The sequence below is a fragment of the Micromonospora chokoriensis genome (assembly GCF_000718555.1).
Taxonomy (GTDB): Bacteria; Actinomycetota; Actinomycetes; order Mycobacteriales; family Micromonosporaceae; genus Micromonospora; species Micromonospora chokoriensis_B.
In genome coordinates this window covers 108,297-133,301 of sequence record NZ_JOAN01000002.1, presented here as the reverse complement: position 1 = coordinate 133,301, position 25,005 = coordinate 108,297, and the positions used below count along the sequence as shown (strand labels likewise).

General features: G+C 69.3%; 22 protein-coding genes. 15 read left to right on the top strand and 7 right to left on the bottom strand.

Going from position 1 to position 25,005, the window contains the following annotated elements; translation table 11 throughout:
* Positions 1–8: 8 nt before the first annotated feature.
* A complete protein-coding gene (locus IF46_RS0104045) occupies positions 9–1,532 on the bottom strand; it encodes an alpha-N-arabinofuranosidase (RefSeq protein WP_030486901.1) in 1,524 nt (507 codons plus the stop codon).
* A 490-nt stretch (positions 1,533–2,022) separates the two neighbouring features.
* Between IF46_RS0104045 and IF46_RS0104040 the strand changes: the two genes are divergently transcribed.
* From IF46_RS0104040 to IF46_RS0104010, 7 genes are all read left to right on the top strand, one after another.
* The gene (locus IF46_RS0104040) at positions 2,023–3,045 is read left to right on the top strand and encodes a LacI family DNA-binding transcriptional regulator (RefSeq protein ID WP_030486900.1); all 1,023 of its coding nucleotides are present in this window, start codon (positions 2,023–2,025) and stop codon (positions 3,043–3,045) included.
* Between the two features lie 105 nt (positions 3,046–3,150).
* Positions 3,151–5,325: an alpha/beta hydrolase gene (locus tag IF46_RS0104035; RefSeq protein WP_030486899.1), complete on the top strand. Its 2,175-nt coding sequence runs from the start codon at positions 3,151–3,153 to the stop codon at positions 5,323–5,325.
* A 102-nt stretch (positions 5,326–5,427) separates the two neighbouring features.
* Positions 5,428–6,768, top strand: coding sequence for an ABC transporter substrate-binding protein (locus IF46_RS0104030; RefSeq protein WP_030486898.1), 1,341 nt, complete (start codon positions 5,428–5,430; stop codon positions 6,766–6,768).
* Positions 6,769–6,835: 67 nt separating this feature from the next.
* Positions 6,836–7,777, top strand: coding sequence for a carbohydrate ABC transporter permease (locus IF46_RS0104025; protein WP_030486897.1), 942 nt, complete (start codon positions 6,836–6,838; stop codon positions 7,775–7,777).
* Positions 7,778–8,662 (top strand): carbohydrate ABC transporter permease, encoded by an 885-nt coding sequence (locus IF46_RS0104020; protein ID WP_030486896.1) that lies wholly within the window; start codon positions 7,778–7,780, stop codon positions 8,660–8,662.
* A gap of 88 nt (positions 8,663–8,750) precedes the next feature.
* A complete protein-coding gene (locus IF46_RS0104015) occupies positions 8,751–10,478 on the top strand; it encodes an IlvD/Edd family dehydratase (protein WP_030486895.1) in 1,728 nt (575 codons plus the stop codon).
* 113 nt (positions 10,479–10,591) lie between these two features.
* A complete protein-coding gene (locus tag IF46_RS0104010) occupies positions 10,592–11,584 on the top strand; it encodes a LacI family DNA-binding transcriptional regulator (RefSeq protein WP_030486894.1) in 993 nt (330 codons plus the stop codon).
* 88 nt (positions 11,585–11,672) lie between these two features.
* On the opposite strand, the gene IF46_RS0104005 is transcribed toward IF46_RS0104010, so the two are convergent.
* Positions 11,673–13,391, bottom strand: coding sequence for a cellulose binding domain-containing protein (locus IF46_RS0104005; RefSeq protein WP_030486893.1), 1,719 nt, complete (start codon positions 13,389–13,391; stop codon positions 11,673–11,675).
* A gap of 525 nt (positions 13,392–13,916) precedes the next feature.
* On the opposite strand from IF46_RS0104005, the gene IF46_RS0104000 reads away from it, so the two are divergent.
* The 4 genes from IF46_RS0104000 (at position 13,917) to IF46_RS34200 (ending at position 17,060) form a co-directional block, all read left to right on the top strand.
* Complete coding sequence (locus IF46_RS0104000) at positions 13,917–14,801, top strand: pyridoxal-phosphate dependent enzyme (protein ID WP_030486892.1); 885 nt, start codon at positions 13,917–13,919, stop codon at positions 14,799–14,801.
* Between the two features lie 116 nt (positions 14,802–14,917).
* Positions 14,918–16,108, top strand: coding sequence for an MFS transporter (locus IF46_RS0103995; protein WP_051723623.1), 1,191 nt, complete (start codon positions 14,918–14,920; stop codon positions 16,106–16,108).
* Positions 16,109–16,172: 64 nt separating this feature from the next.
* A complete protein-coding gene (locus IF46_RS0103990; protein WP_030486890.1) occupies positions 16,173–16,802 on the top strand; it encodes a VOC family protein in 630 nt (209 codons plus the stop codon).
* A 99-nt stretch (positions 16,803–16,901) separates the two neighbouring features.
* Positions 16,902–17,060, top strand: coding sequence for a hypothetical protein (locus IF46_RS34200; protein WP_157562559.1), 159 nt, complete (start codon positions 16,902–16,904; stop codon positions 17,058–17,060).
* On the opposite strand, the gene IF46_RS35475 is transcribed toward IF46_RS34200, so the two are convergent.
* Positions 17,061–18,641 (bottom strand): helix-turn-helix transcriptional regulator, encoded by a 1,581-nt coding sequence (locus tag IF46_RS35475; RefSeq protein ID WP_051723622.1) that lies wholly within the window; start codon positions 18,639–18,641, stop codon positions 17,061–17,063.
* A 198-nt stretch (positions 18,642–18,839) separates the two neighbouring features.
* On the opposite strand from IF46_RS35475, the gene IF46_RS0103975 reads away from it, so the two are divergent.
* Complete coding sequence (locus IF46_RS0103975) at positions 18,840–19,100, top strand: hypothetical protein (RefSeq protein WP_157562558.1); 261 nt, start codon at positions 18,840–18,842, stop codon at positions 19,098–19,100.
* Between the two features lie 13 nt (positions 19,101–19,113).
* Positions 19,114–20,247 carry a cupin domain-containing protein gene (locus IF46_RS0103970; protein WP_051723620.1) on the top strand — a complete coding sequence of 378 codons (1,134 nt, stop codon included), beginning with the start codon at positions 19,114–19,116 and terminating at the stop codon, positions 20,245–20,247.
* Here the strand turns inward: IF46_RS0103970 and IF46_RS0103965 are convergent.
* A complete protein-coding gene (locus IF46_RS0103965) occupies positions 20,189–20,767 on the bottom strand; it encodes a copper resistance CopC family protein (protein WP_051723619.1) in 579 nt (192 codons plus the stop codon). The two genes, IF46_RS0103970 and IF46_RS0103965, sit on opposite strands and share 59 nt — an antisense overlap.
* A 239-nt stretch (positions 20,768–21,006) precedes the next feature.
* Here IF46_RS0103965 and IF46_RS0103960 point away from each other — a divergent pair, with 239 nt between their 5' ends.
* The gene (locus tag IF46_RS0103960; protein ID WP_030486885.1) at positions 21,007–21,705 is read left to right on the top strand and encodes a hypothetical protein; all 699 of its coding nucleotides are present in this window, start codon (positions 21,007–21,009) and stop codon (positions 21,703–21,705) included.
* 49 nt (positions 21,706–21,754) lie between these two features.
* Positions 21,755–22,261 (top strand): signal peptidase II, encoded by a 507-nt coding sequence (locus IF46_RS0103955; protein ID WP_030486884.1) that lies wholly within the window; start codon positions 21,755–21,757, stop codon positions 22,259–22,261.
* Here IF46_RS0103955 and IF46_RS0103950 read toward each other — a convergent pair.
* From IF46_RS0103950 to IF46_RS0103940, 3 genes are read right to left on the bottom strand one after another with little or no spacing between them, the layout of a single operon-like run.
* A complete protein-coding gene (locus IF46_RS0103950) occupies positions 22,250–22,852 on the bottom strand; it encodes a LutC/YkgG family protein (RefSeq protein ID WP_198041345.1) in 603 nt (200 codons plus the stop codon). The genes IF46_RS0103955 and IF46_RS0103950 overlap by 12 nt on opposite strands.
* A complete protein-coding gene (locus IF46_RS0103945; RefSeq protein ID WP_030486882.1) occupies positions 22,849–24,294 on the bottom strand; it encodes a LutB/LldF family L-lactate oxidation iron-sulfur protein in 1,446 nt (481 codons plus the stop codon). Before IF46_RS0103945 ends, IF46_RS0103950 begins: the two co-directional genes overlap by 4 nt.
* Positions 24,291–25,001, bottom strand: coding sequence for a (Fe-S)-binding protein (locus tag IF46_RS0103940; RefSeq protein ID WP_030486881.1), 711 nt, complete (start codon positions 24,999–25,001; stop codon positions 24,291–24,293). The genes IF46_RS0103945 and IF46_RS0103940 overlap by 4 nt, the downstream gene beginning before the upstream one ends.
* Positions 25,002–25,005: the final 4 nt, after the last annotated feature.

Sequence of the window (25,005 nt, the reverse complement as noted above, 5' to 3'; positions counted from 1 at the left end):
CGGGGCGCTTACGGGGTCACGTCGGTGGCCCGAAGCCGCAGCATGGTCCAGGACGCGGGCGGAAGCGTCAGTTGGACGCTGGCGTCCGCGGCCTGTGCCGTGCCGTTGGGGCGTGGCTCGGCCTGGTCCGGCCCGTCGGCGGTGTTCTTGGCGTGCAGGTCGGTGCCGCCGACGGTGACGCACTCGATGACGCCGGCCAGCCGGGCGCCGCTGACGTCGACGGTCACCTCGGCCGGGGTGTCGACGACCCGGTTGACGAGGAAGACCGTCATCTCGCCGGTGCTCTCGTCCCAGGTGGAGACCGCGTCGACGGCGTCGATCTCGCCGTAGCGGTCGGTGGTCGTCGTGCTGCCGTGGCGCAGCACGTCCAGCACGGTGCCCTGGGCGTGCCGGGCCGTGCGGGCGAAGGGGTGGAAGATGGTCTGACGCCAGGCCGGGCCGCCCGGCTCGGTCATGATCGGGGCGATGACGTTTACCAGTTGTGCCTGGCAGGCCGCGGTCACCCGGTCGCTGTGCCGTAGCAGGCTGATGAGTAGACCGCCGACGACGACCGCGTCGGCCACGCTGTAGTGATCCTCCAGCAGCGGCGGTGCGACCGGCCAGTCCTCGCCGCTCGGCGGCGTCGACGGGGCGGCGGACTGGTACCAGACGTTCCACTCGTCGAACGCGATCATGATCTTCTTGGTGGACCGGCGGATCGCTCCGACCGAGTCGGCGATGGCGGTGACGGCGTCGATGTAGCGGTCCATGTCCTCGGCCGAGGCGAGGAAGCTGGGCAGGTCGTCGTCGACCGGCTGGTAGTAGGCGTGCAGCGAGATCAGGTCGACGTCGTCGTACGCCTCGGTCAGCACGTCGCGTTCCCAGCTGCCGAAGGTCGGCATACCGAGGTGCGACGAGCCGCAGGCGACGAGTTCGAGGTCAGGGTCGAAGCGGCGCATGGCCTTCGCGGTCTGCGCGGCGAGACGCCCGTACTCGGTAGCGCTGCGCTGGCCCACCTGCCACGGGCCGTCCATCTCGTTGCCCAGGCACCACAGCTTGATCCCGTACGGGTCGCCCGCGCCGTTGGCGCGGCGCTGGTCGGCGAGGTGACTCCCACCGCGGTGATTGGCGTATTCGAGCAGGTCGACGGCCTCGGCGGTGCCACGGGTGCCGAGGTTGACCGCCATGATCGGGTCCACGCCCGCCTTGCCGACCCAGCGCATGAACTCGTCGAGCCCGAACGCGTTGGTCTCCAGGCTGTGCCAGGCCAGATCGAGCCTGGCCGGTCGTTTGTCGACCGGGCCGACGCCGTCCTCCCAGCGGTAGGAGGAGACGAAGTTGCCGCCCGGGTAGCGGACCGTGGTGACGCCCAGCTCGCGCACGAGCGCGAGGACGTCGGCCCGGAAGCCGTCCGCGTCGGCGCTCGGGTGCCCCGGCTCGTAGATTCCGGTGTAGACGCAGCGACCCAGGTGCTCGACGAACGAGCCGAAGAGCCGGCGCGGCACCGGCGCGACGCGTCGGCGGGGGTCAAGGGTCAGGCGGGCCGTGTGCATCAGGGCTGGCTCCTTCGGGCAGGGTCCGACGCCGAGATCTCTACCCAGCGCCGGGACTCCAGGGGGGTGGGGGCGGTGCGAGCTCTGGACAACGTGATCGTCTTGGATTACGTTGTCGATCTATGTAAACGTTACCGATTACGTTTGCGTAAGGGAACACGGCACCTGGATCAATGTGGATGGCTGGGACGGCCGCCCACCGTGTCCCGGCCCGTCGTCCACGGCGCGCGGCCAGGGCGCCCTGGGTCCTTGCCGGAAGCGCCGAAGTTTCGGCAGCTGTGATCGTTCACCTGCGGGTGGAATGGTTCGCCGATCGCGTTCACCGCGACGGCAACTGAGGGTTCGTCGCGCCCTTACCAACATCCAGTTGGGACCTTCTTAACGGCTGTCGGGCAAGGGCGAAGAGGTCTTGTGCTCGTAATCGTCGTAAGTTACGTTGGCAACATCCTGGAAACGTAACCGATAACGATTGCAGTCCAGAGAGAGCGCCATGATTGAAGTCAATGCGCCGGTAACAATGAGTGATGTCGCCCGAGTCGCCGGCGTTTCCACCGCCACCGTCTCGCGCGTGGTCAACGGGCATTACGGCGTCAGCGCCCGCACGATCGCTCAGGTGCGTACCGCCATCGAGCAGCTCGGCTACGAGTCGAGCCTGGTGGCGTCAAGTCTTCGGCGCAGCCGCACCAATGTTCTGGGCCTCGTGGCGCACAGCTTCCAGTCGTACACGGCAGAGGTGCTCAAGGGCGTGATGAAGGCGCTGAGCCGCTCGGGCTTCGACCTGATCATCTACGCCAACAGCGACCTCTACGGGTCGTATTCGGAGGGTTGGGAGCAGCGGCACCTGACCCGCCTGTCGGGCACCCTCACCGACGGGTGCATCGTCGTCACGCCGTGGGGTGAGGTCCGGAGCCGGACGCCGGTCGTGGCCATCGACCCGGTGCGGGGCTCGACGGCACCTTCGGTGATGGCCGACAACCTCACGGGCGCCACCACCGCGGTCGAGCACCTGCTCGGCCTGGGTCATCGGCGCATCGGGTTCATCGCGGGCCGCGACAGCCTGGCCTCGGCCTGGTCCCGGGAGGAGGGATACCGGGCCGCGCTTACCGACGCCGGCGTCCCGGTCGACCCGACGCTGATCGGCAGAGGTGATTTCAACCCCGAGTCGGCCGCTCCACTGGCACGCGTTCTGCTGCAACGACCAGACCCGCCATCAGCGATCTTCGCGGCGAGCGACGGGATGGCCCTCAAGGTCCTGGAGGTCGCCAGGGAGTTGGGGTTCTCCGTGCCGGGGGACCTCTCCGTCGTCGGGTTCGACAACATCCCGGAGTCGGCGTTGACCGAGCCGGGTCTGACCACCGTGGACCAGTCGATGTATCAGCTCGGGTACGAAGCCGCGCGGATGCTGAAGTCACTGGTGACCGGCGAGTGGGACGAGCCGAACCAGATCGTGCTCCCGACCAGCCTCGTGGTCCGCGGCTCGACCGCACCACCGACGAGCGCGCCACGACCATGACAAGAGCCTGGAGGAGGTGCACCCACCACGCACGGCGAGATCCACCGATGAGTTGAGCCGGTCAGTCGGGTCGCATCCGCTGCCGGCACAGGAAAGGAGTGGAGCGTGAGAACGGAACAGTATCACGGGCGCTTACGCCGTCTTGGCGTACGCCGACTCTCGGCGGCGTTCACCGCTGGAGTCATCGCAATGGCGGCGGCCCTGCTCGCGCCGCAACCGGCGGCGGCGGACACGCCGTGGCTGGACGTCTCCGCAGACCGTTACGCCTCGTTCGCCGTCCCGGCCGCGTACGTCCAGGAACACCTGGGCACCGTCTCGCAGGTCGTCGTCGAGGGCAACTTCGGTCCGTCCGCCAGCTGGGCGGAGTTTGGCCTGACCCGACGGGGTGACGTGTGGTCGGGTGTTCTCGGCGCGCTAGAGCCGGGGCTATACCGCTACCAGCTCACCGCCGACGACACCTTGACCATCAAGGACCCGACGAACAGCACAAGTGTCGCGTCCAACCCGCTCCTGAGCACGTTCCTCGTCGCTGGTGACTCGGCCCGGTGGCTTGTCGACGCGCCAGCCGGCACCAGCGGAAAGATCGAGACGCTGGCCTACCGGACCAAGAACGCTCAGCGCTCCGCCCTGGTCTGGACGCCACCGGGTTACGCCGCCAAGGGTCCCAAGGGTTACCCGACGCTCTACCTGCAGTCGGGTGCGAGTGCCGCGGCCACCGACTGGCTCGATCTCGGCCGAGCCAAGCAGATCCTCGACAACCTCTCGGCCGCACGCGCCACCAAGCCGATGGTCGTGGTGATCAGCGACGGCTCGGACGACAAGGACCTGAAGGACCTCCGGAAGGCGGTCGCCGACCGCTACCGGGTCCTGCGCGATCCGGCGAACCAGGCGATCGCGGGCGTGTCCGACGGCGCCACGTTGGCGGTGAAGGCCGCGCTGGCCAAGCCGGCTCAGTTCGGCTACGTCGGCTGGTTCTCGGGCACGTCGGCCCCGGAGATCGACCGGAGGCACGCCAAGGAGATCAACCGCACCATCAAGGTGCTGCGCCTCTACACCGGCAACGTGACCGATCCGGCGCACAACGCCACCTACCGGCTGACCAAGGCGTTGGGCCGAGCCGATGTCCGGTTCGAATCCGACGGGGTCAACCCGGACGGCGGCGCGAACTGGGACACCTGGCAGGAGAACCTCGTCGACTTCCTGCCGCGGCTGTTCGGTCACGCGTCGGACCACGGGCCGAGCCCGGGCCACAAGCAGCTGAAGGGGGAGTTCACCCCGCCGCCGGCCGGCACCACCCCGACGCCCTTCGTCACCGAGGACGGGTTCGTCACCTTCGAGACCACCACGGACTTCAAGGACGCTCAGCACGTCACGGTCTGGGCGAACGTGGCGCCGGGCGGCAGCTGGCTGCGCCTGCCGCTGACCCGCGACGGCGACCGGTGGTGGGCGACCGTGGGCCCGCTGAAGCCCTGGTTCTACTACTACCGGCTGATCGTGGACCGGGTCGCGGTCAAGGACACCTCCAACCCGACGAAGGTGACCACCGAACCGATGTGGAGCACCTTCTTCATCCCGGGCCCTGGTGCCCGACTGCTGTCGGACGTGCCCGCCGGTCGCGGTGGGAAGGTCGAGAGCATGACCTATCCCAGTACGGTCGCCGGCCAGGACCGCACCGCGCTGGTGTGGACCCCACCCGGGTACGACCCGAGTCGGACGCAGCCGTACCCCGTCCTCTACCTTCAGCACGGCGGTGGCCAGAACTACACCGACTGGGTCGAGATGGGACGCGCCAAGCAGATCCTCGACCACCAGTTCCTCGACGGCGACCTCACGCCGATGGTCGTCGTGATGGGTAACGGCAACTCGTCGAACTTCAACAGGGAACTGCGGGAGAACATCGTTCCGACGGCCCGTGCCCGCTACCACATCTCCAGCGATCCGTCGCAGCAGGCCCTCGCCGGCCTGTCGATGGGCGGCGGGCAGTCGTTCGGGGTGCTGCGGGCGTACCCGGGCGAGTTCGCCTACGTCGCGGCCTTCTCGGCCGGGTTCGGCAGCGGCACCGGCGTAGACGTCGAGGCGATCAACAACGGCACCAAGATGCTGCGCCTGTACGTCGGTGACCAGACCGACTTCGTGTACCCGAGCTTCATGGCATCGCTGACCACGTTGAACAACCTCGGTATCCGCTACGAGTTCGACGGGGTCACCCCCGGGCCGCACGGCTGGGACGTGTGGCAGAAGAACCTCATCGACCTGGCGCCCCGTCTGTTCAAGCGCTAGGAGCCTTTCCAGGCGACGCCACCGGGGCCGGGCCACCTGCCCCGGTGGCGCCCGCCGGCGCATGGATGCCCGCGCATCGCGATCCCGAAGGGAACCATCTCAATGAAGAGAAGACGAATACTCGCCACGGTAGCCATGCTCGCGGCCGGGAGCGGCCTCGTCGCCTGCTCCTCGGACGGGGGCGGCAGCGACGCGAGCAACTGCACGAACACCATCACCAAGCAGAACGTGCCGGTCGTGACGATGTGGGGCTGGTACCCCAACACCCAGCTCGTCGTCGACAACTTCAACAAGCAGCACGACGACGTGCAGGTCTGCTGGACCAACGTCGGCCAGGGCGGCGACGAGTACGACAAGTTCCAGACCGCTATCTCGGCGGGCACCGGCGCGCCTGATGTGATCATGGTCGAGGCGGACCGGATCCCGACCTTCCAGATCCAGGGTGCGCTGGTCGACATCAAGCAGTACGGCTACGACGCGGTCAAGGCCAACTACGGCGAGGGCGCTTGGAAGGACGTGTCGGTCGGCGACAAGGTCTACGGCGTCCCGGTCGACGGTGGACCGATGGGCATGATCTATCGGAAGGACATCTTCGACAAGTACAAGATCACTCCGCCGAAGACCTGGGCCGAGTACGAGCAGGCCGCGCAGAAGGTGAAGGACGCCGGCGGCCCGCTCTTCGGGGACCTCGGCGCGAACGTCCCGGCGGTCCTGATGGCGCTGCAGATCCAGAAGGGCGCCTCGCCCTTCACCTACGACCCGGCGCAGCCGAAGTCCATCGGCGTGAAGCTCAACGACCAGGCGTCCAAGGACGTGCTGGACTACTGGGGCGGCCTCGCCAAGAAGGGCCTGGTCGGCACGCAGGACCAGTTCACCCCGGAGTACATCTCCGGCGTGATCAACGGCAACTACGCGACGTACATCTCGGCGGCGTGGGCACCCGGCTACCTCACCGGCGCGGGCGTCGGCAAGGGCCAGGACACCGGCAAGTTTGCGGTCGCGCCGCTGCCTCAGTGGGATCCGGCCAACCCGGTGCAGGTCAACTGGGGTGGGTCGGCCTTCTCGGTGACCAAGCAGGCCAAGAAGCCGGAGTTGGCGGCGAAGGTCGCCTACGGGCTCTACGCCGACAAGGAGTCACTCACCGACGGCTGGACCAACCAGATCATCTTCCCGCTGAACCTCACGGCGCTCAAGGACCCCGCGTTCGTCGACCTGAAGGTGGCGTTCTTCGACGGCCAGCAGGCGAACAAGGAGGTCTACCTCCCCGCCGCCGACGCCTACAAGGGCGTCGCCTACGCCCCCTTCGGTCAGTACTACCTCGACGCCATGACGAAGCAGGTCAGTGAGGTCATCAAGGGCTCCATCACCGGCTCGCAGGCTGCCGACCGGCTCCAGGAGGACGTGGCGAAGTACGCCAAGGAACAAGGCTTCACCGTTCAGTGACCGGACGGGTGGGCCGGCCAGGGCCGGCCCACCCTGCACCCTCAGCGTCCACGTCCCGGAGACCAAGATGACACTCCTGACCGAGAAGCGCGCACCGCGTACTCAGCATGAGAAGCGCAAGATCCGTGGCAAGGTGCACCTGCGCGAGCACCTGATGGGGTGGCTCTTCGTCGGGCCATTCGGGGTCGTCTTCCTGGCGTTCCTCATCGCGCCGCTGGGGTACGCGCTCTACCTCAGTCTCTTTCAGAAGAAGCTGATCGGGGGCACCAGCTTCGTCCTCTTCGACAACTACGTGAAGGCGTTCACCGACCCGAGCTTCCTGTCTGGGGTGTGGTTCGTCCTCCGCTTCTCGCTCGTCTCGATCCCGCTGCAGATCCTCATCGCGCTGGCGCTGGCCCTCATTCTGGACGCGGTGACCACCCTGTTCGCCCGTTTCTCCCGCCTCATGATCTTTCTTCCGTACGCGATCCCCACCGTCATCGGGGCGGTCATGTGGGGGTTCCTCTACAGCAAGGGCTTCGGCCCGCTCACCGACATCTTCGGGCTGTTCGGCGCCACCGCACCCGACTTCCTGAGCAGCGACCTGATCTTCTACGGGCTGCTCAACGTCGTCACCTGGCAGTGGGCCGGCTACTACATGATCATCTTGTACGCGGCGTTGCAGGGCGTCGACCCGACGCTCTACGAGGCGGCCCGGATGGACGGTGCCGGGCGATGGCAGATCGCGACGCGGATCAAGATTCCGCTGATCGCGCCGGCGCTGATCCTGATCCTGGTCTTCTCGCTCATCGGCACCCTGCAGTTCTTCAACGAACCGCAGATCCTGCGATACCTCGCCGCGGGCACCATCGGGACGGACTTCACCCCCAACATGTACGCCTACCAACAGGCGTTCTCGCTGGCCAACTTCAACTACGGATCGGCGATCTCCTTCGCCCTCGGCGGCATCGTGTTCATCTGCGTGTACGCCTTCCTGTTCTTCACCCGCAAGCGGAGGAGCTTCCTGTAGATGACCGACCACACAAGCGTCCGCGCCGGCACCCGCCGGCCGCAGCGCTATCTCCCCATGCAGATCCTCCTCGGCTTCCTGGTGATCTACTTCCTCGTGCCGTTCTGGTGGGTCATCGTCAACAGCTCCAAGGACGCACCGGGCCTCTTCGGCGGCGGCAACACCCTCTGGTTCACCGACCAGATCGACTACATCGGGAACCTCAAGCAGCTCTTCACCTACGACGGTGGCATCTACCTGCGGTGGATCCTCAACTCCACGCTGTACGCGATCGCCGGCGGCGTCGGCGCCACCGTCCTGGCGGTGATGGCCGGCTACGGGTTCGCCAAGTACCGGTTCGCCGCCCGACGCTTCAGCTTCGCCGTCGTGCTCGGCGCGCTGATGGTGCCCGCCACCGCCCTGGTCATCCCGACCTTCATCATGTTCTCCCGGCTCGGCCTGACGAACACGGTCTGGGCGGTGATCCTCCCGTCGCTGCTCAACCCGTTCGGCGTCTACCTCATGCACGTGTACGCGCGCGACGCGGTGCCCGACGAACTCCTGGACGCGGCACGGGTCGACGGCGCGGGGGAGGTGCGGACGTTCCTCCAGATCGCCCTTCCGCTGATGCGCCCCGCGGTGGTCACCGTGCTGCTGCTGTCGGCGGTGGCGTCCTGGAACAACTACTTCCTGCCCCTGGCGATGCTCTCCGACAACCGGCTCTTCCCCGTCACCGTCGGCCTCGGCCTCTGGCAGGGGATCGCGTCCGCGAACAACTCGGGAGGCACCTCGCTGTGGAGCCTCATCATCCTGGGCTCGCTGGTGTCCGTGCTCCCACTGATCATCGCGTTCTTCAGCCTGCAACGGCACTGGCGCGGCGGACTGTCCGTCGGCGGTCTGCGGTAGGCCGCGCTCCGCGCCACCAGCCAATCCACCACACGCGCATTGATCGCCGCGCAGGACGCGGCCAGACGAATGACAGGAAGGTCTGCTGATGTCGACGACGAATCGACCGCTGCGCAGCGGCGAGTGGTTCGGTGCGGAAGGCCGCAACGGGTTCATCCATCGGTCCTGGATGCGCAACCAGGGGTTCGCGGACGACGTCTTCGACGGTCGCCCGGTGATCGGCATCGCGACCACCTGGTCGGAGCTGACACCCTGCAACGCCCACCTACGCGACCTGGCCGAGTCGGTGAAGCGGGGCGTGTGGGAGAGCGGGGGCCTGCCGCTGGAGTTTCCGGCGATGAGCCTGGGTGAGCCGCTCATGCGACCCACGACCATGCTCTACCGCAACCTGCTGGCGATGGAGTTGGAGGAGTCGGTCCGCGCCAACCCCCTCGACGGGGTGGTCCTGCTCTCCGGCTGTGACAAGACCACGCCCGGTCTGCTGATGGGAGCGGCGAGCGTCGACCTGCCGACCCTCATGATGACCGGCGGCCCGATGCTCAACGGCAAGTTCCGTGGCCAGGACATCGGCTCGGGCACCGTCGTGTGGCGCTTCACCGAGGAGATGCGGGCCGGTCGGATGACCGCTGCCGACTGCTCCGAGGCGGAGGTCGGCATGTCCCGCAGCCGGGGTCACTGCATGACCATGGGTACGGCCTCGACGATGGCCTGCGTGACCGAGGCGCTCGGTGTGCAACTGCCGGGGGCCGCCGCCGTGCCGGCCGTCGACTCCCGGCGGTACGCGCTCGCGCACGCCGCCGGACGTCGCATCGTTGCCATGGTCGAGCAGGACCAGCGGTTGTCCTCGGTGCTCACCAGGCAGGCGTTCGAGAACGCCGTGCGGGTCAACGCCGCGATCGGCGGTTCCACAAACGCCGTCGTACACCTGCTCGCGATCGCCGGACGCCTCGGCGTCCCCCTGTCGCTGGAGGACTTCGACACTCTCACCGCCGACGTGCCCATGCTCGTCAACCTCATGCCGTCCGGGGCGTACCTGATGGAGGACTTCGCCTACGCCGGCGGCCTCCCGGCGGTGATGAAGGAGCTCGCCCCGCTGCTGCACATGGACCACATCACCGTCAGCGGCACGAGTGTCGCCGAGAACGTCGACGGCGCCCAGTGCTGGAACCGGGACGTCATCGGCACGATGGAGGAGCCGTTCCAGCCTGCCGGCTCGGGGACCGTGGTGCTGCGCGGGTCGCTCGCGCCGTCCGGGGCGGTGCTGAAGGTCTCCGCCGCCTCCGCGCACCTGCTCACGCACACCGGCCCGGCGCTCGTCTTCGACCGGATCGAGGAGTACGTCGTCGCCGCCGACGACCCGGACCTCGATGTCACAGCCGACACGGTGATCGTCGTACGAAACGCCGGACCGCGCGGCTACCCCGGCTTCCCGGAGGTGGGCAACGTGCCGATGCCGCGCCGGTTGCTCGCCGACGGCATCACTGACATGGTGCGGATCTCCGACGCCCGGATGAGCGGCACCGGTTATGGCACCTGCGTCCTGCACGTGGCACCGGAGGCGTCCGTGGGCGGCCCGCTCGCCCTGGTCCGCACCGGCGACCTGGTTCACGTCGATGTCTCGACGCGCCGCCTGGACCTCCTGGTCGACGAGGCGGAGTTGGCCGTACGCCGCGAGGCCTGGCAGCCGCCGAAGCCGGTGGCCGACCGGGGTTGGGTACGCCTGTACAGCGAGCACGTATTGCAAGCCGACAGCGGCGCGGACCTCGACTTCCTGGTGGGTGGCAGTGGCAGCGCGGTGCCCCGGCACTCGCACTGACGGCCGTGGCACGGACGAGGCTCACGAGGATCTGATCCCATGGAAGAACGGACGGCCCGCCAGTGCGAGTTCACGCAAAGGCCGCTGTGACGGCGGCCGACCGGCCACCGGTCATGGCCGACGTCGCTCGCCTGGCGGGCGTGTCGCACCAGACGGTGTCCCGGGTCATCAACGGGGCGCCCAGCATCAGGCGTGAGACGAGGGAGCGGGTCCTCGAGGCCATCCGACGACTCGACTACCGCCCCAACACCGCTGCCCGTGCGCTGGTCCGCGGGCGCTCCGGAATGATCGGCATCATCGGCACGGCCAGGACACTGTTCGGGCCGACGAGCATCCACCGCAGCGTCGAGGATGCCGCCCGCGCTGCCGGCTACTTCGCCACCTCGGTGAGCCTGTCGGAGGTGACGGTACGGGCGCTCAGCGACGCCACCGAACACCTCATGCGCGTCGGCGTGGAGGGCGTCGTGATGATCGCCGGCAACGACGAGGCGCTGGAGGTGGTGCGGATGACGCGATCGAGTGTCCCCTTCGTCGTCGTCGAGGGCGACCTCTCCAGGGCCAGTGTGACCGTCGGCGTCGACCAGGTGCTGGGCGCCCGGATGGCCACCGAGCACCTCCTCGACCTCGGCCATCGCGAGATCGTGCATGTGAGCGGCCCGCTCAACTGGGCGGAGGCCCGCGCACGCCTCGAAGGCTGGCGGCAGGCGATGGGTGCCGCGGGCCTACGCCCGCCCGACCCGGTCGAGGGCGACTGGCGAGCCCCCAGCGGCTACGCCGCCGGGCTGCGGATCGGTGCGATGGCCGAAACCACGGCGGTGTTCGCCGCCAACGACCAGATGGCCATCGGTGTGCTGCGCGCGCTGCACGAGCGGGGGCGGCGGGTGCCGGAGGACGTCTCCGTCGTCGGATTCGACGACGTCCCCGAGGCGCCCTACCTCATCCCGCCGTTGACGACGGTCCAGCAGGATTTCGCCGCGGTCGGTCGACGAGCCATCACGGCCGTCACCCAGGCCATCGACGACACCGTGCCGCAGCGCCTGCCGCTGGTCGTCCCCAAGCTCGTGGTGCGGGAGAGCACCGCGCCGCCGGCCCGGACCGGCCCCTGAGCGGCCACGAACTCCGCGATCGGGCGGGAGCCCCGGCGCGCTGCCGGGGCTCCCGCGACGTCGACCGTGCTCAGGTCGGACGAGGTGTTCAGAGGGTGAAGACGAGGGTGGAGATGCTGCGTGCGCCGACGTTGATGGTGGCTTGACCGCCGTTCACGGTGGTCGGTTGGCTGGCCGCGTTGGCGTTCTGCGAGGTGAGGAAGTGCTCGGCCTTGGTGACGTTCTGTGGGGCCTGGATCACGGCGTTGTTGACCGCGCTGTTGGAGCGGTTGAGGATCACCAGGGTGATCTTCCCGTCGCCCTGGTAGGCGGTGACCTCCAGCGGCGAGGCCTTGGAGCTCTTGGTCAAGGCCACGCGCTGGTAGCCGGGGCGCACGTACTTGGCGTACTGCGAGAAGGCGTACCCGCGCTTGAGCGGTGCGCCGGCGACGGTGCCGAACGCCGACTCGCCGTCACCGATGAAGGAGTAGTAGCGCTTGCCGTACCACCAGATGTAGGCGTTCCAGTTGGCCTCCATCGACTTGTGTACGGTGCGCATGATGTCGTCGAGGGTCTCGTTCCACACCGCCGTGTTGGCGGGGTTGCCCCAGATGTTGGAGCCGCCACCGTCTGCGGCGTGCAGGTTCCACTCGGTCATCCAGACCGGCTTGTTGTGCTGCTCGGCCAGGGAGTACGGCCGCAGCCGGCCCGACTCCTCGGTGCCGTAGAGGTGCCCGCCGATGTAGCCGATGTTGTTACGGGCAGTGGTGTCGTTCAGGGTCGGGTCGCTGTAGCCGTAGTTCAGGTTGACCGCCTCGGCGACCATCAGCTTGGTGTTCTGCACCTTCGTGCCCTGGTCACGGACGAAGTTGCGTAGCTCGGTGCCGCTCCAGTCCATTGAGTCGTAGTCCGGGTGCCAGTCCGGCTCGTTCTGCACCGAGGTGACGTCGACGTTGACACCCTGGCCACGCATGTACTGGACGTAGCTGTTCAGGTGGTTGGCGTAGTCGTCGTAGTAGTCGGTCTTCAGCTTGCCGCCGTTGACCCGACTGTTGTTGGTCTTCCACGCCGCTGGCGCCGTCCACGGCGAGGCGAGGATCTTCACGTTCGACCCGTACGACTCGGCCGTCTTCAACGAGTTCACGTGCGTCGCCCACTCACTGGACACCGGCGACAACCCGGTCCGCACGATCGACAGACCCAACTGGTTGGCGCCCATCCCGACCAGCGTCTGCGTGTCCGTCGTCGACCACGCGCTACCCCAGATCGACTGCGCAGCACCGAAGCCGTCGACGGTCTGGTACTTGGTCGCGCTGTTCACCGTGATGTCGGCCGGCCCGTTCGGGGGTGGGGTGGTGGGCGGCGGGTCCGTCGGCGGCGGCGGGGTGGTGGTGGGCGGCGGGGTCGGCGTCGTGCCACCGGTGCAGCCCACCCCGTTCAAGGCGAAGATGGTCGGATCTGGGTTGCTGCCGGTCCACGAGCCGTTGAAGCCGAACGAGACCGTCCCGTTGGTCGGGATGCTCCCGTTGTAGCTGACATTCTTGGCGGTGACCGCGGTGCCGCTCTGGGTCAGCGTCGTGTTCCACGCCTGCGTGACGGTCTGCCCGGCGTTGTAGTTCCAGGTCAGCGTCCAACTCGTCACCGCCGCATCGAGGTTGGTGATGGTGACGTTGGCGCCGAAGCCCCCCTGCCACTGCGACGACACGGCGTACGTCACCGAACAACCGACGGCTGCGGCCGCTGGCACCGCCACCGCGACTGCCGTCGACGCCAACAAGACAGCGCCGACCGACACCAAGGCGGCGTTGGTCACTCTTCTTCGTCTCACGGAACTCCTCCTGAAGGTGGTGGTGGCGTCCACGCTCGGGAGGGCTCGTCTCCGATGGAGTTCAGGGACGGGTCGGACGAAGGGTGGATTCTGGGAGCGCTCCCAAGTGCTCGATTCTCAGGAGGCTAATTCGTCCAATGATTCCTGTCAATGCGTCTTGATCGGAAGCGTCACCGGCCACAGGCACCGCACGCGCCGCGAGTGCGAAGGTGGTAGTCAGTCGAGGGCCCGGTCCCGGTGACACAGTCGAGCCGGCTGGCGAGCTCCAACGGGTCAAAGGGCGACCGATGTCGATGTCGCCATGCAGTCGATCCTTCCGGCGTCCCGCGGCGGGCGGGCCCCGTCGACAGGGGGCGTCGCTCCCTCGCGGGTGCCCTCACCCGCGCCGATCATGGAGTTGTGGTGCCTGGTTTGGTGTAATTAAGGCTTTTGTCACCCACCACAACTCCATGATCGACGGGGCTGTGCGGGGCTTGCGAACAGTTGCTCCGTCTCATGCGCCGGATTTGGTGATTAGCTGAACGGATGATCACTCCTGTTTCGCTCGGTACGTGGCCGACACCGCTGGAGGCCGCGCCTCGGCTCGCCGCCCGGCTCGGGCTGACCGAGCTCTGGTTCAAGCGCGACGATCTCAACGGCCTCGGTGGGGGTGGCAACAAGATCCGCAAGCTCCAGTACACCTGCGGGCAGGCGATCGCCGCCGGTGCCACCACGCTCATCACCTCGGGGGCGCCGCAGAGCAACCATGCCCGGCTCACCGCGGCGGCGGCCGCGCGGCTCGGCCTTGCCTGCGTGCTGGTGCTCGCCGGCCCACCTCCGGAGACCAGGCGGGGCAACCTGCTGCTCGACGAGTTTGCCGGCGCGGAGGTCGTCTGGGCCGAGGACCGTCCGCTGGCCGAGGTGGTGGCCACCGAGGCGGAGAGACGTTCGGCGTACGTCCTCCCGTTCGGTGGCACCTCACCCGAATCGACCCAGGGTTATGTGGACTGCGGTCGCGAGTTGCGGGCCCAGCTGCCGAACATCGACGGGGTCGAGGTCGTGGCGGCGCTCGGCTCCGGCGGGACGATGGCCGGCCTGGTGCGGGAACTGGGCGCGGAACGGGTGATCGGCGTGGATGTCGGTGCCGTGCCGGACCCGCGTGCGACCGTCGCCGGGTTGCTCGTCGGCGAGGTCGAGCCGGACACGTTGCGGATCGACGGCACCCAGGTGGGTGCGGGGTACCGCACGCTGACCGACGACGTCCGGGCGGCGCTGGAGGTGACCGCGCGTACGGAGGGTGTCTTCCTGGACCCGACGTACACCGGCCGGGCGATGGCGGCGCTGCTGGCCGGCAGCTTCCCGCGCGGCGACCGGGTCGTCTTTCTGCACAGCGGCGGGCTGCCGGGCCTCTTCGGCCACCCGGAGCTGTAGGGGACACCGAGGCTGGGCTGGCATGTGCTGGCGTCAGACGGGTACGCGGCCGTGGCCCTGGGCGTCGCCAGCACACCCAGGCTGGACCGCTTGCCGCGCAGCCGAGGAGCACCGACATGCCTATCGCAGGGCGGGCCAGACTCTCACCGACGGTCTCCCTGGTGCTGCTGGCGTCGATCCTCGTGTCGTTCCTGGCGGCGTCGGCGGCCCCGACCCCGCTCTACGGCGTCTACCAGGAACGCTGGCACTTCTCACCGGTCACGACCACTGTGGTGTTCGCCGTCTACGCGCTTGCGGTGCTGGCCTCGTTGCTCACGTTCGGCAGATTGTCCGATCACGTCGGCCGGCGGCCGGTCCTGGCCGTCGCGATCGTGGTGCAGATGCTCTCGCTGGTCATCTTCGTCTTCGCCAACGGCGTACCCGCGCTGTTGGCCGCCCGCCTCGTGCAGGGCCTCGCGGCCGGTGCCGCCACCGGCGCGGTGGGCGCGGCCATGCTCGACATCGACCGCAGCCGGGGCACGCTCGCGAACTCGATCGCCCCCGGTATCGGCACCGGAAGCGGTGCCCTGCTCTCGGCGCTGCTCATCCAGTTTCTGCCCGCGCCGACGCGGTTGGTGTACGTCGTCCTGCTCGTGATCCTGCTGATCCAGGCCATCGGGGTGGCGCTGATGCCGGAGACGGTCACGCCGATGGCGGGAGCGCGACGCAGCCTACGGCCAGACCTCACGCTGCCCCGCTCGGTGCGCCAACCGGTGCTGGTCGTCGTCCCAGTGCTGTTCGCGGTCTGGGCGCTCGCCGGGTTCTTCGGCGCGCTCGGCCCGGCGCTCGTCCGCAGTCTCATGGAGACGTCGATCGTGGTCGGCGGTCTGGTCCTCTTCGTCTTCGCCGTCTTCGGGTCGGTCGCCGTCCTGCTGCTGCGCAACACCGCCGCGCGGACCGTGATCCTGACCGGGATCGTCGCGCTCATCCTGGGCATGATCGTCACGTTGGTGTCGGTCATGGCGGAGTCCGTCCCGGGCTTCTTCGTCGGTCTCGCGCTCGGCGGGATCGGCTTCGGCAACGGATTCCAGGGCAGCCTCAAGACGGTCATGCCGTTGGTCGGGGCGCACGAACGCGGCAGCGTGCTCTCCGTGCTCTACGTCGTCTGTTATGTCGGTTTCGGTCTCCCCACGGTGATCGCCGGCTTCCTCGTGGTCTACGCCGGCGGCCTGCCCCGCACCGCCGACGAGTACTCCGTCGCCGTCATCCTCCTCGCCCTGGTTGCCCTGTTGGGGGTGCGCAGAGCCACCAGGATGACGCCGGGCTGATGCCGGGAAGCCGACACCGAGCGGGGACGCAATCAGTAGCGTGGTGATCAGGGAGGGAGCGGCGATGAGCCCGAAGGTTGCCCAGGGTGACGCGAGTGCGGCGTCGCGCATCGAGAGCCTCGACGTCAAGCTTGAGGTGATCGTCATCCCGGTCTCGGACGTCGACCGGTCAAAGGCGTTCTACGAGCGGCTCGGGTGGCGGCTCGACCAGACTCCGCCGGGCATTGTCCAGCTGACGCCGCACGGCTCCGGGTGCTCCGTGCAGTTCGGCCCCGGGCTCACCCCGGCGGCTCCCGGCTCGGCCATGGCGTACCTGATCGTGTCCGACATCGAGACGGCCCGCGGCGCCCTCGTCGCCGCCGGTGTCGAGGTCGGCGACATTTTCCACATCAGCCCGGACGGCCCGGTCGACGGGCCGGACCCGCAACGGCGTAGCTACTTCTCGCGGGCCACGCTGCGCGACCCGGACGGCAACACCTGGCTGATGCAGGAGATCACCACCAGGCTCCCCGGGCGCGTCGAGGGCGGCCTGACGTCGTTCGGCTCCGCGAGCGACCTGGCGAGCGCGCTGCGGCGCGCAGCCGACGCCCACGGCGAGCACGAGAAGCGTACGGGTGAGCGGGACGACAACTGGCCCGACTGGTACGCGGCGTACCTGGTGAGCGAGCAGGCGGGGACCAAGCCGCCCGAGTGAGCCTCGACGACGCGTCGTACTGATCGACGTGATGCCGGTGAGTCATCGTGATGACTCACCGGCATCACTGTTTTCCCCGAATAAGGCTGTCGGTGGGCGATGGGGGACAACCGCGGCACCGCGCACTACGCCAACCGCGACTACGGCGGCGCGCGGAGGGTCGTGCACCGGATCACCCTGCGCGGCGACCGCCCGCAGGGCCCGGTCGATGCCTGGCGTGGCACCGAGGTCGGGTCGCCTGGCGGGGTCATCGGCTGATCATCGCCTGGTCTGTTCCCAGGCCCGCACCAACTGCGTCCGGTTGTGGATGCCCAGCTTGTGGTAGATGGATCGGAGTTGGGTGTCCACGGTGTGGAAGGAGACGAAGAGGCTCTTGGCCGCCTCCTTCTTCGTGACGCCGGCGGCGAGCATCTCGGCCACCCGCTCCTCGGCGGGGGTGAGCGCGTCCAGGCCCCGGGCCGGCGGCTCGTCGATCGACCGCCGGTGGCCGGTAGTGTCAGCGAGTTCGGCGCAGCGGCGGTCAGCGCTGGCCTGGTCCCCCGGGGCGCCGATCCGCGCGTAGAGGGCAGCCGCCTCGTGCGCGGCATCGTGCGCCTGCACGGACCGCACCCGGGGGTTGTTCGCGAGGTCGAGCAACGCGTCGGCCAGAGCCGGCCAGGCGGCGGTGGTGCGCAACCCGTCGACCGCCGACCGGAGCGCAGCCGGGTCGCGGTCGCGCAACCCCCTGCTCTGGTCGGCCAGCGCTTGCCACAGCGGTACCGGGGTGCGGGTGGCCACCAGTTCGACCAGTTCGGTGACCCGGCCGGCGGCCTGAATGTCGCCGGCGGCCACCGCCGCGCGTACCAGTCGGGGGCCGAAGTGCGGCACGGGCAGAAGCGACCGGACTGAGCGGTGCAGGTCGGCAACGACCCTGGTGAGCAGGCCCGCCGACGCGCTGAGGGCGGGGTCGCGAACCGCGACGCAGAACGCGGGAGTCCACATCGTCCGGTCGGGCCAGCCATCTTCTGCGAGACACGCGCGGAGGATGGCGCGCGCGTCGTCGTGTTCGCCACGGCGGTAGCGGACCTCGCCGATCACCGCGACCAGCAGGGCACGCACCTCCCGGCTGATCCCCGCCGCGCCGGAGCTGAGCGTCGTGACGGCCAGCGCGGCCGCCTCGGGCAGCTCTCCCACGGCCACCATGCGCAGGCAGTTCAGCGCGGTCAGCCCGGGAAGCGAGACGTCGGCCTCGTCGGGCGCTTGGCGGGTCGCGGTCCGCGCGTCCTGGTGTCGCCCCAGGCCGAGCTGCACGAGGACCCGCTCGGCCCGGATGATCGGGGCGTCGGGTCGTGCCGCCCAGGAGCCCGGGTCCAGGGCCGCCAGCACGGCCTGGGCGCCCGGCAGATCCCCGTGGGCCAGCGAGCGGGCGGCCCGGCCGAGAGCGAGATGACGCGCGGACGACTGGTCACCCGCCGTGGCGTGCGCGGTGCCCGCCTCGCGGAGCAGGGCATCGGTGTCCGGATGCCCCGTGCGGGCCGCGATCGTGGCGACCAGGGCGAGCAGGGTGCTGCGGCTGCGGGCGTCCAAACGTAGGTTCAGCGCCTCCCGCAGACCGGCGAGGGCGATGGTCGGCTGTTCCAGGGCCACGATCTGTGCCAGGCGACCGAGCAGGTGGGCGCGGTGGCGCTCGCCGAAGCGGTTCGTGGCGATCTCCGCGGCCAGGACGTGCAGCGCCTCCATGCCGCGCCCGGCGAGCCGGAGCTGATCAGCCGTGGCGAAGAGGCGGTGCCGCCGTTGCTCGGCGTCGGCGGCGACGTCGTCGGCCGGGAGCGTGCCGGTGGTGAAGGGTGATTCGGACAAGGGCGTTCTCCCCGGTTGTTACCAGGCGCGTCGAAAGGCCGTCCTGCGACCGAGCCTAGCCATGACGGCAGGTGCGGGCGACCAGATCGACGAACCGGCGGGGATGCGCGCAATGGGCCCCGCCGTCCGAGATCTGGTGCGCGGTAATGGCGCGATCACGTGATGCGACGGTCGGTGCTCGGCGTCGATCATCGAATCATGGCCCAGCTCACCGAACTTCCCGGTCTGCGTCGGCTCCGGGTCGTACTGCTGATGTTCGTCCTCTTCGCCAGCACCGGGGCGGCTGGCCACGCTCCGGCGTGGACCCGCCTGGTGCTGGTGGCGACCGCAGCGGCGATCCCAGCCGCGATCGTGGTCCAGCACGGCTGGCCCGGGGTGCGTGCCCTGCTGGGGCTGTCGTCCCGGCTACGGCTGCGGGGCGGAACCGTTCCCGCAAGCCGTCCGATCCAACCTGAGTGAGGAGACAGCGATCATGGCGAACAGCGATCCCGAGCCGCGACGCGGCGACCAGGGTGCCGCGCCCTTCGCGGGCCGTAACGTCGAACTTGAGCGGCAGAACCCGGACCTCCTGGTGCCGCCGACGACCGACAGCCGGCTCGTGCCCAACCTCAAGTTCTCGTTCTCGCAGGCGCACACCCGAGTGGAGAAGGGCGGCTGGACCCGGGAGGTCACCAGCCGTGACCTGCCGATCGCCAGCCAGCTGTCCGGCGTCCAGTTCGGTCTCGAACCGGGCGCGTACCGGGAGATCCACTGGCATCAGCAGTCCGAGTGGGCGTACATGCTCAGCGGCAGTTGCCGGATCAGCGCCGTCGACCACGAGGGACGCAACTTCATCGAGGACGTGAAGGCGGGTGATCTGTGGTTCTTCCCGCAGGGTGTGCCGCACAACATCCAGGCGCTCGAAAACGGTGCGCAGTTCCTGCTGGTCTTCGACGACGGCGCCTTCTCGGAGAACAACACCTTCCTGCTCAGCGACTTCTTCGCGCACACGCCTCGGCACGTCCTGGCGAAGAACTTCGGCTGGACGTTGGAACAGATGGAGAACCTGCCCGAGCGGGAGAAGTACATCTTCCAGGGCGACGTGCCGCCGCCGCTGCAACAGGATCGGGTGGTCAGCCCCACCGGTGACATCCCGCGCAGCTTCAAGCACCGGATGCTCGCGCAGACCCCGCAGCGCTTCCGCGGTGGGACGGTGCGGATCACCGACTCGACGAACTTCGCCGCGTCCGTGACCACCTCGGCAGCGCTGGTGGAGGTCGAGCCGGGCGGGATGCGCGAGCTGCACTGGCATCCCACCACGGACGAGTGGCAGTACTACATCTCCGGCACCGGACGGATGGGCGTCTTCGCGTCTTCGGCCGCCGCTCGGACCTTCGACTTCCAGGCCGGCGACGTGGGTTACGTCCCCTTCGCGTACGGCCACTACATCGAGAACACCGGTGACGAGCCACTGGTGTTCCTGGAGATGTTCCGCCATCCCCGATTCGAGGACATCTCGGTGATGCAGTGGATGGCCAACACGCCGCACGAGATCATCGCCGACACGATCAACGTGCAGAGGTCGATCGTCGACGCCTTGCCCAACACCAAACAGGTCGTGATCTGAGCAGGCCGACGGCGACCGCCACGAGAGCGGCCAGCACGGCACCCGAGACGAGGAAGACCACGCGCAAGTCGCCGTCGGTCCTCCTGCCGCCGGCGTCCGCCGAGGCGCCGGCGGCGCTGATCGGCGCGGCGCTCGCCGTCGGGTCGGCCACCGAGAAGGGGTACGACCCACGCAGCGGATGCCCGTCGGTGGAGACCACCCGGTACGCGACGGTGTACGTCCCGTTCGGCAGTGTGCCGGTCAGCGTGATCGTGCTCGTCGCGCCGACCACGACCGGGTCGCTCGTGGGGATCCTGCGCTTGTTGGCGTCGGTGAGCACGACCGTCGCGAACGCCGGATCGAGCCGTGCCGAGAATTCGAGCGAGACCTCGGTCGGCGCGACGGGCAGGGCCGCGTCCCGAGCCGGCGACGAGGACCGGAGCGTGTTGTGCGCCCGCGCCGGGCTGGCGGGAACGAGCAGCGTCAGCAGGGCGGCGACCGTCGCGACACCGAGTCGTCCAGCAAGGCTGGTGCTGAGCATGAACGGTCCCTTCGATGACAGGTGTGGCACTCGGGTGGTCGGCCACACCAGCAGAAAAGTTCCCACGTTCCTCCCGACGCGGCATGAAGTTGATCAACGCACTGTTCACGCTGCGGTCCGGTGCTGCACACCCATCCGGACCTGCACGTTCCCGCGCGTTCGGCATGGTGGGCGCGACTCCTGCCGCCGCTATCCCGGAGCGTTTCGTGCCCCTGCCCAGACGTCGTCGGCGAAGCGCGGTGAAAGTCCTCCCGCTGGCGGTGCTCGCCGTTGCCGCGTCCATCACGGCCCTGCCGGTTCCGGCGACCGCGCATCCGTCCGGTGATCCGCAGACGGTGTCCATCGCGCGCGACGACAAGCGGCCAGAGGTCGTACGGGTGCGGTGGCGCGTCGGTGGCCCCGACGACCTGACCCTGTTGGGAGTCTCGCTCGGCCTGCTGCCGCCCGACCGCGTCCTGCTCGACGGTGCGGTCGACTACCGGACGACCGATCCCGCGGTGCTCGCATCGTCTGAGCGGTTCTCCGCGTACCTGCTCAAGCAGATCACGGTGTCCGACGGCACGCGTCGCTGCCTCGGCACGGTCGCCGAGTCGAAAGCCCTGGCGAGGGCCGGCGCGACCGTCGACTACACCTGCCCCGGGCCGGTCGACACGGCCACCGTCGCGGTGCGGATGCTCACCGACCTCAATCCCGCGTACCGGGCGGTGGCCACCGGCCCCGACGGACAACGCGCGGTGTACGCCTCGGGTGCTGACTCCCACGACTGGGCCCTCACCGGCGTTCCGGTGGCCGTCCGCAGCACCGAGCCCGCCCACAGTGTCAAACTTGGCCGTGGTGCCGCCGTTCCCATCGCCGCCCGCGCCGGCGGCGCACTGCTGGTCGCTGCCGGGGTGCTGCTGGTGTCGCGGCGACTGCGACGACGACGGGCCGTGGTCTGACCGCGACCGCCGGTGGTGCCGGTCACTCCTGACCGGCTAGGGTTCCGGGGTGTTCCGCGTCGTCGTGTTGATCGCTGCTGTGGTGCTCGCCTCAGACCAGCTCACGAAATATTGGGCAGAGTCCGCGCTGGGCGGCGGGCAGAGCATTTCCCTCCTCGGTGACCTGCTGCAACTGCGGCTCGTCTACAACCCGGGTGCCGCCTTCTCGATCGGCTCCGCGTACACCTGGATCTTTGCGGTGTTCGCGGCGGCGGCGGTGGTCGCGGTGACGGTCGTGGCGCGGCGGGTCACGTCGCGGGCCTGGGCGGTGGCGTTGGGGTTGGTGCTCGGCGGTGCGGCGACGCACCTGCTGGACCGCCTCTTCCGCGAGCCGGGTTTCGCGCGCGGGCACGTGGTGGACTTCATCGACTACGCCGGGTTCTTCGTCGGCAACGTCGCGGACATCGCGCTGGTGGTCGGCGTCGGCATCGTCATGCTGCTCAACGTGCGCGGCATACCGTTGCAGGCGACGGCGGGTGAGACCCGCAGCGGCGAACAGGTGTCGTCAGGTTCCTAAGCCGATCAGGACGACCTCCAGCCGGCGTGGGCCGTGCACTCCCTCGACCCGGTTGAGCTCGATGTCGCTGGTCGCGGATGGGCCGGAGATCCAGGTCTGCGGCGCGCGCGGGTCCAGCCGGGTCAGCGCCTCGGGCAGCAGACCGACGACCTGGTCGGTGCGGACGACGCAGATGTGCCGGTCGGGCACCAGGGTGAGCGCCCGCCGTCCCTGCGCCGGGCCGGCGTCGAGGATGATGGTGCCGGTGTCGGCGACCGCGACCGCGCAGCCGGTCAGGACCGCGTCCAGGGCGTCGAGCGCGGCCGGTGACAGCGGCGGCGCGTCGCGGTGCAGCTGCCCGGCGTAGCCGGCGAGCCACTCGGCGGGAACGTCGGTGGGGACGGCGAGCCGGTCGACCTCGCTCAGCAGCCGGGGTAGCGCGTCGATGCCATGGTGGACGACCGCCCGGTAGTCCTCCAGGCGGTCGACCAGCGTCCCGATCAGGTCGGCGCGGTCGTCGACCCGGCGGTACCGGCGGGGCACCTGCACCGGCGGCGGGTTGTCGGCCAGGGCCGTCCGGAGCCGCGCCAGGATCTCGTCACGTGCGGTCACTGCTTTCCCCACCAATCACGGAAGGTCTGCGGCGCGGGCAACGGCAGGTCTCGCGACCGGGTCCACGCCGAGGCGGGCCAGGGCAGTCGCCGCAGCGTGCGTGCGCCGGTGCGCCGCTGACGGTACGCCCCGAGGGGTCCCGCGCCGGCCCGGGCCAGGCGCAGGGCGGCGGCCCACCGTCGAGGGCTGCGCATGACCCAGGACAGCACCCGCATGGTGGCCCGTTCGGCGGCCGGGTGCGGTGCCTGCTGCCGGAGGTGGACCAGGATCTCCGGGATGTTGATCTTCACGGGGCACACGTCGTAGCAGGCGCCGCAGAGAGTCGACGCGTACGGCAGCGAGGCGTTGTCGGCCACCCCGGTCAGCTGCGGCGACAGGATCGCGCCGATCGGGCCCGGGTACACCGAGCCGTACGCGTGCCCGCCGGCCCGCTCGTACACCGGGCAGACGTTGAGGCACGCGGAGCAGCGGATGCAGGACAGCGCCGGCCGCCCGACCGGGTCGGCGAGCACCGCGGACCGGCCATTGTCGACAAGCACGATGTGTACGGTCTGGGGGCCGTCGTCGGGGGTGACGCCGGTCCACATCGAGGTGTACGGGTTCATCCGCTCGCCGGTCGAGGAACGCGGCAGCAGTTGCAGGAAGACTTCCAGGTCGGTGAAGGTCGGCAGCAGCTTCTCGACGCCGACGACGCTGATCAGCGTCTCCGGGAGGGTGAGGCACATCCGCCCGTTGCCCTCGGACTCCACGACCACGAGGGTGCCGCTGTCGGCGACGGCGAAGTTGGCGCCGGAGACGGCGACCCGGGCCGAGAGGAAACGTCGGCGCAGGTGGGCGCGGGCCGCCTCGGCCAGCGCGGCCGGCTCGTCGCTCAGGTCGGTCGGCGCGTCGGCCATCCGGCGCTGGAAGATCTCCCGGATCTGTCCCCGGTTGTAGTGGATCGCCGGCACCAGGATGTGCGAGGGGGTGTCCTCGCCGAGCTGCACGATCAGCTCCGCGAGGTCGGTCTCGTAGGCGGCGATCCCGGCCGCCTCCAGGGCCTCGTTGAGCTCGATCTCCTGGGTGGCCATCGACTTGACCTTCACGACCTCGTCGGCCCCGGCGGCCTGGGTCAGCGCGACCACGATCCGGCACGCCTCGGCCGCGTCGCGGGCCCAGTGCACGGTGGCGCCGGCAGCGGTGGCGGACGCCTCGAACTGCTCCAGCAGCTCCGGCAGTCGACGTTGGACGTCCGCCTTGATCGCGGAGCCGGCGTCGCGCAGCGCCTCCCAGTCGGGTACCTCGTCGACGACCCGGGCCCGTTTGGCGCGGATGGTGCGGGTGGCCCGGTGCAGGTTGGCCCGGAGTTGCGTGTCGGCGACTGCCGGTTTGGCGGCGGTGGGGAAGGGCAGCGGAGTGCGGATCCGTCCGCTCCCGGTGGCGGGTGTGGCCGGAGGATTCATGAGGTGGCCCCCGTCTCGGCGAGAATCTCGGCGTAGTGCATGGCCCGTACGCCCGAGCGATTGCGGTCGAGGCCGCCGCCGATGTGCGCCAGGCAGGAGTTGTCGGCGGCGGCGAGCACCCGCGCGCCGGTGTCGCGAACCCGGGCGCACTTGTCGGTGAGCATCGCGGTCGAGACGTCCGGGTTCTTCAGGGCGAACGTGCCGCCGAAACCGCAGCACTCCTCGGCGTCGCCCAGCTCGACCAGTTGGATCCCACGAACGTTGCGCAGCAGGGTCAGCGGCCGGTCACCGAGGCGCAGCATGCGCAGGCCGTGGCAGGTGGGGTGGTAGGTGACCGTCTCCGGGAACTCGGCGCCCACGTCGGTGACGCCGAGCACGTCGACGAGCAGTTCGGACAGCTCGTAGGTGCGGGCGGCCACCGAGGCGGCGGGCGCGTGCAGGTGGGGGTACTGGTCGCGGATCATCGCGGTGCACGACCCGGACGGCGCGACGATGGCGTCGTAGGAGTCGAAGACGTCCACGTAGTTGCGCACCATCGGCATCGCCTCGGCCCGGTAGCCCGTGTTGGCGTGCATCTGCCCGCAGCAGGTCTGCGCGGTGGGGAACTCGACGGTGTGGCCGAGCCGCCGCAGGATACGGGTGACCGCGATGCCGGTGCCCGGGTACGCGAGGTCGTTGACGCAGGTGATGAAGAGGGCGATCCGCATGGCG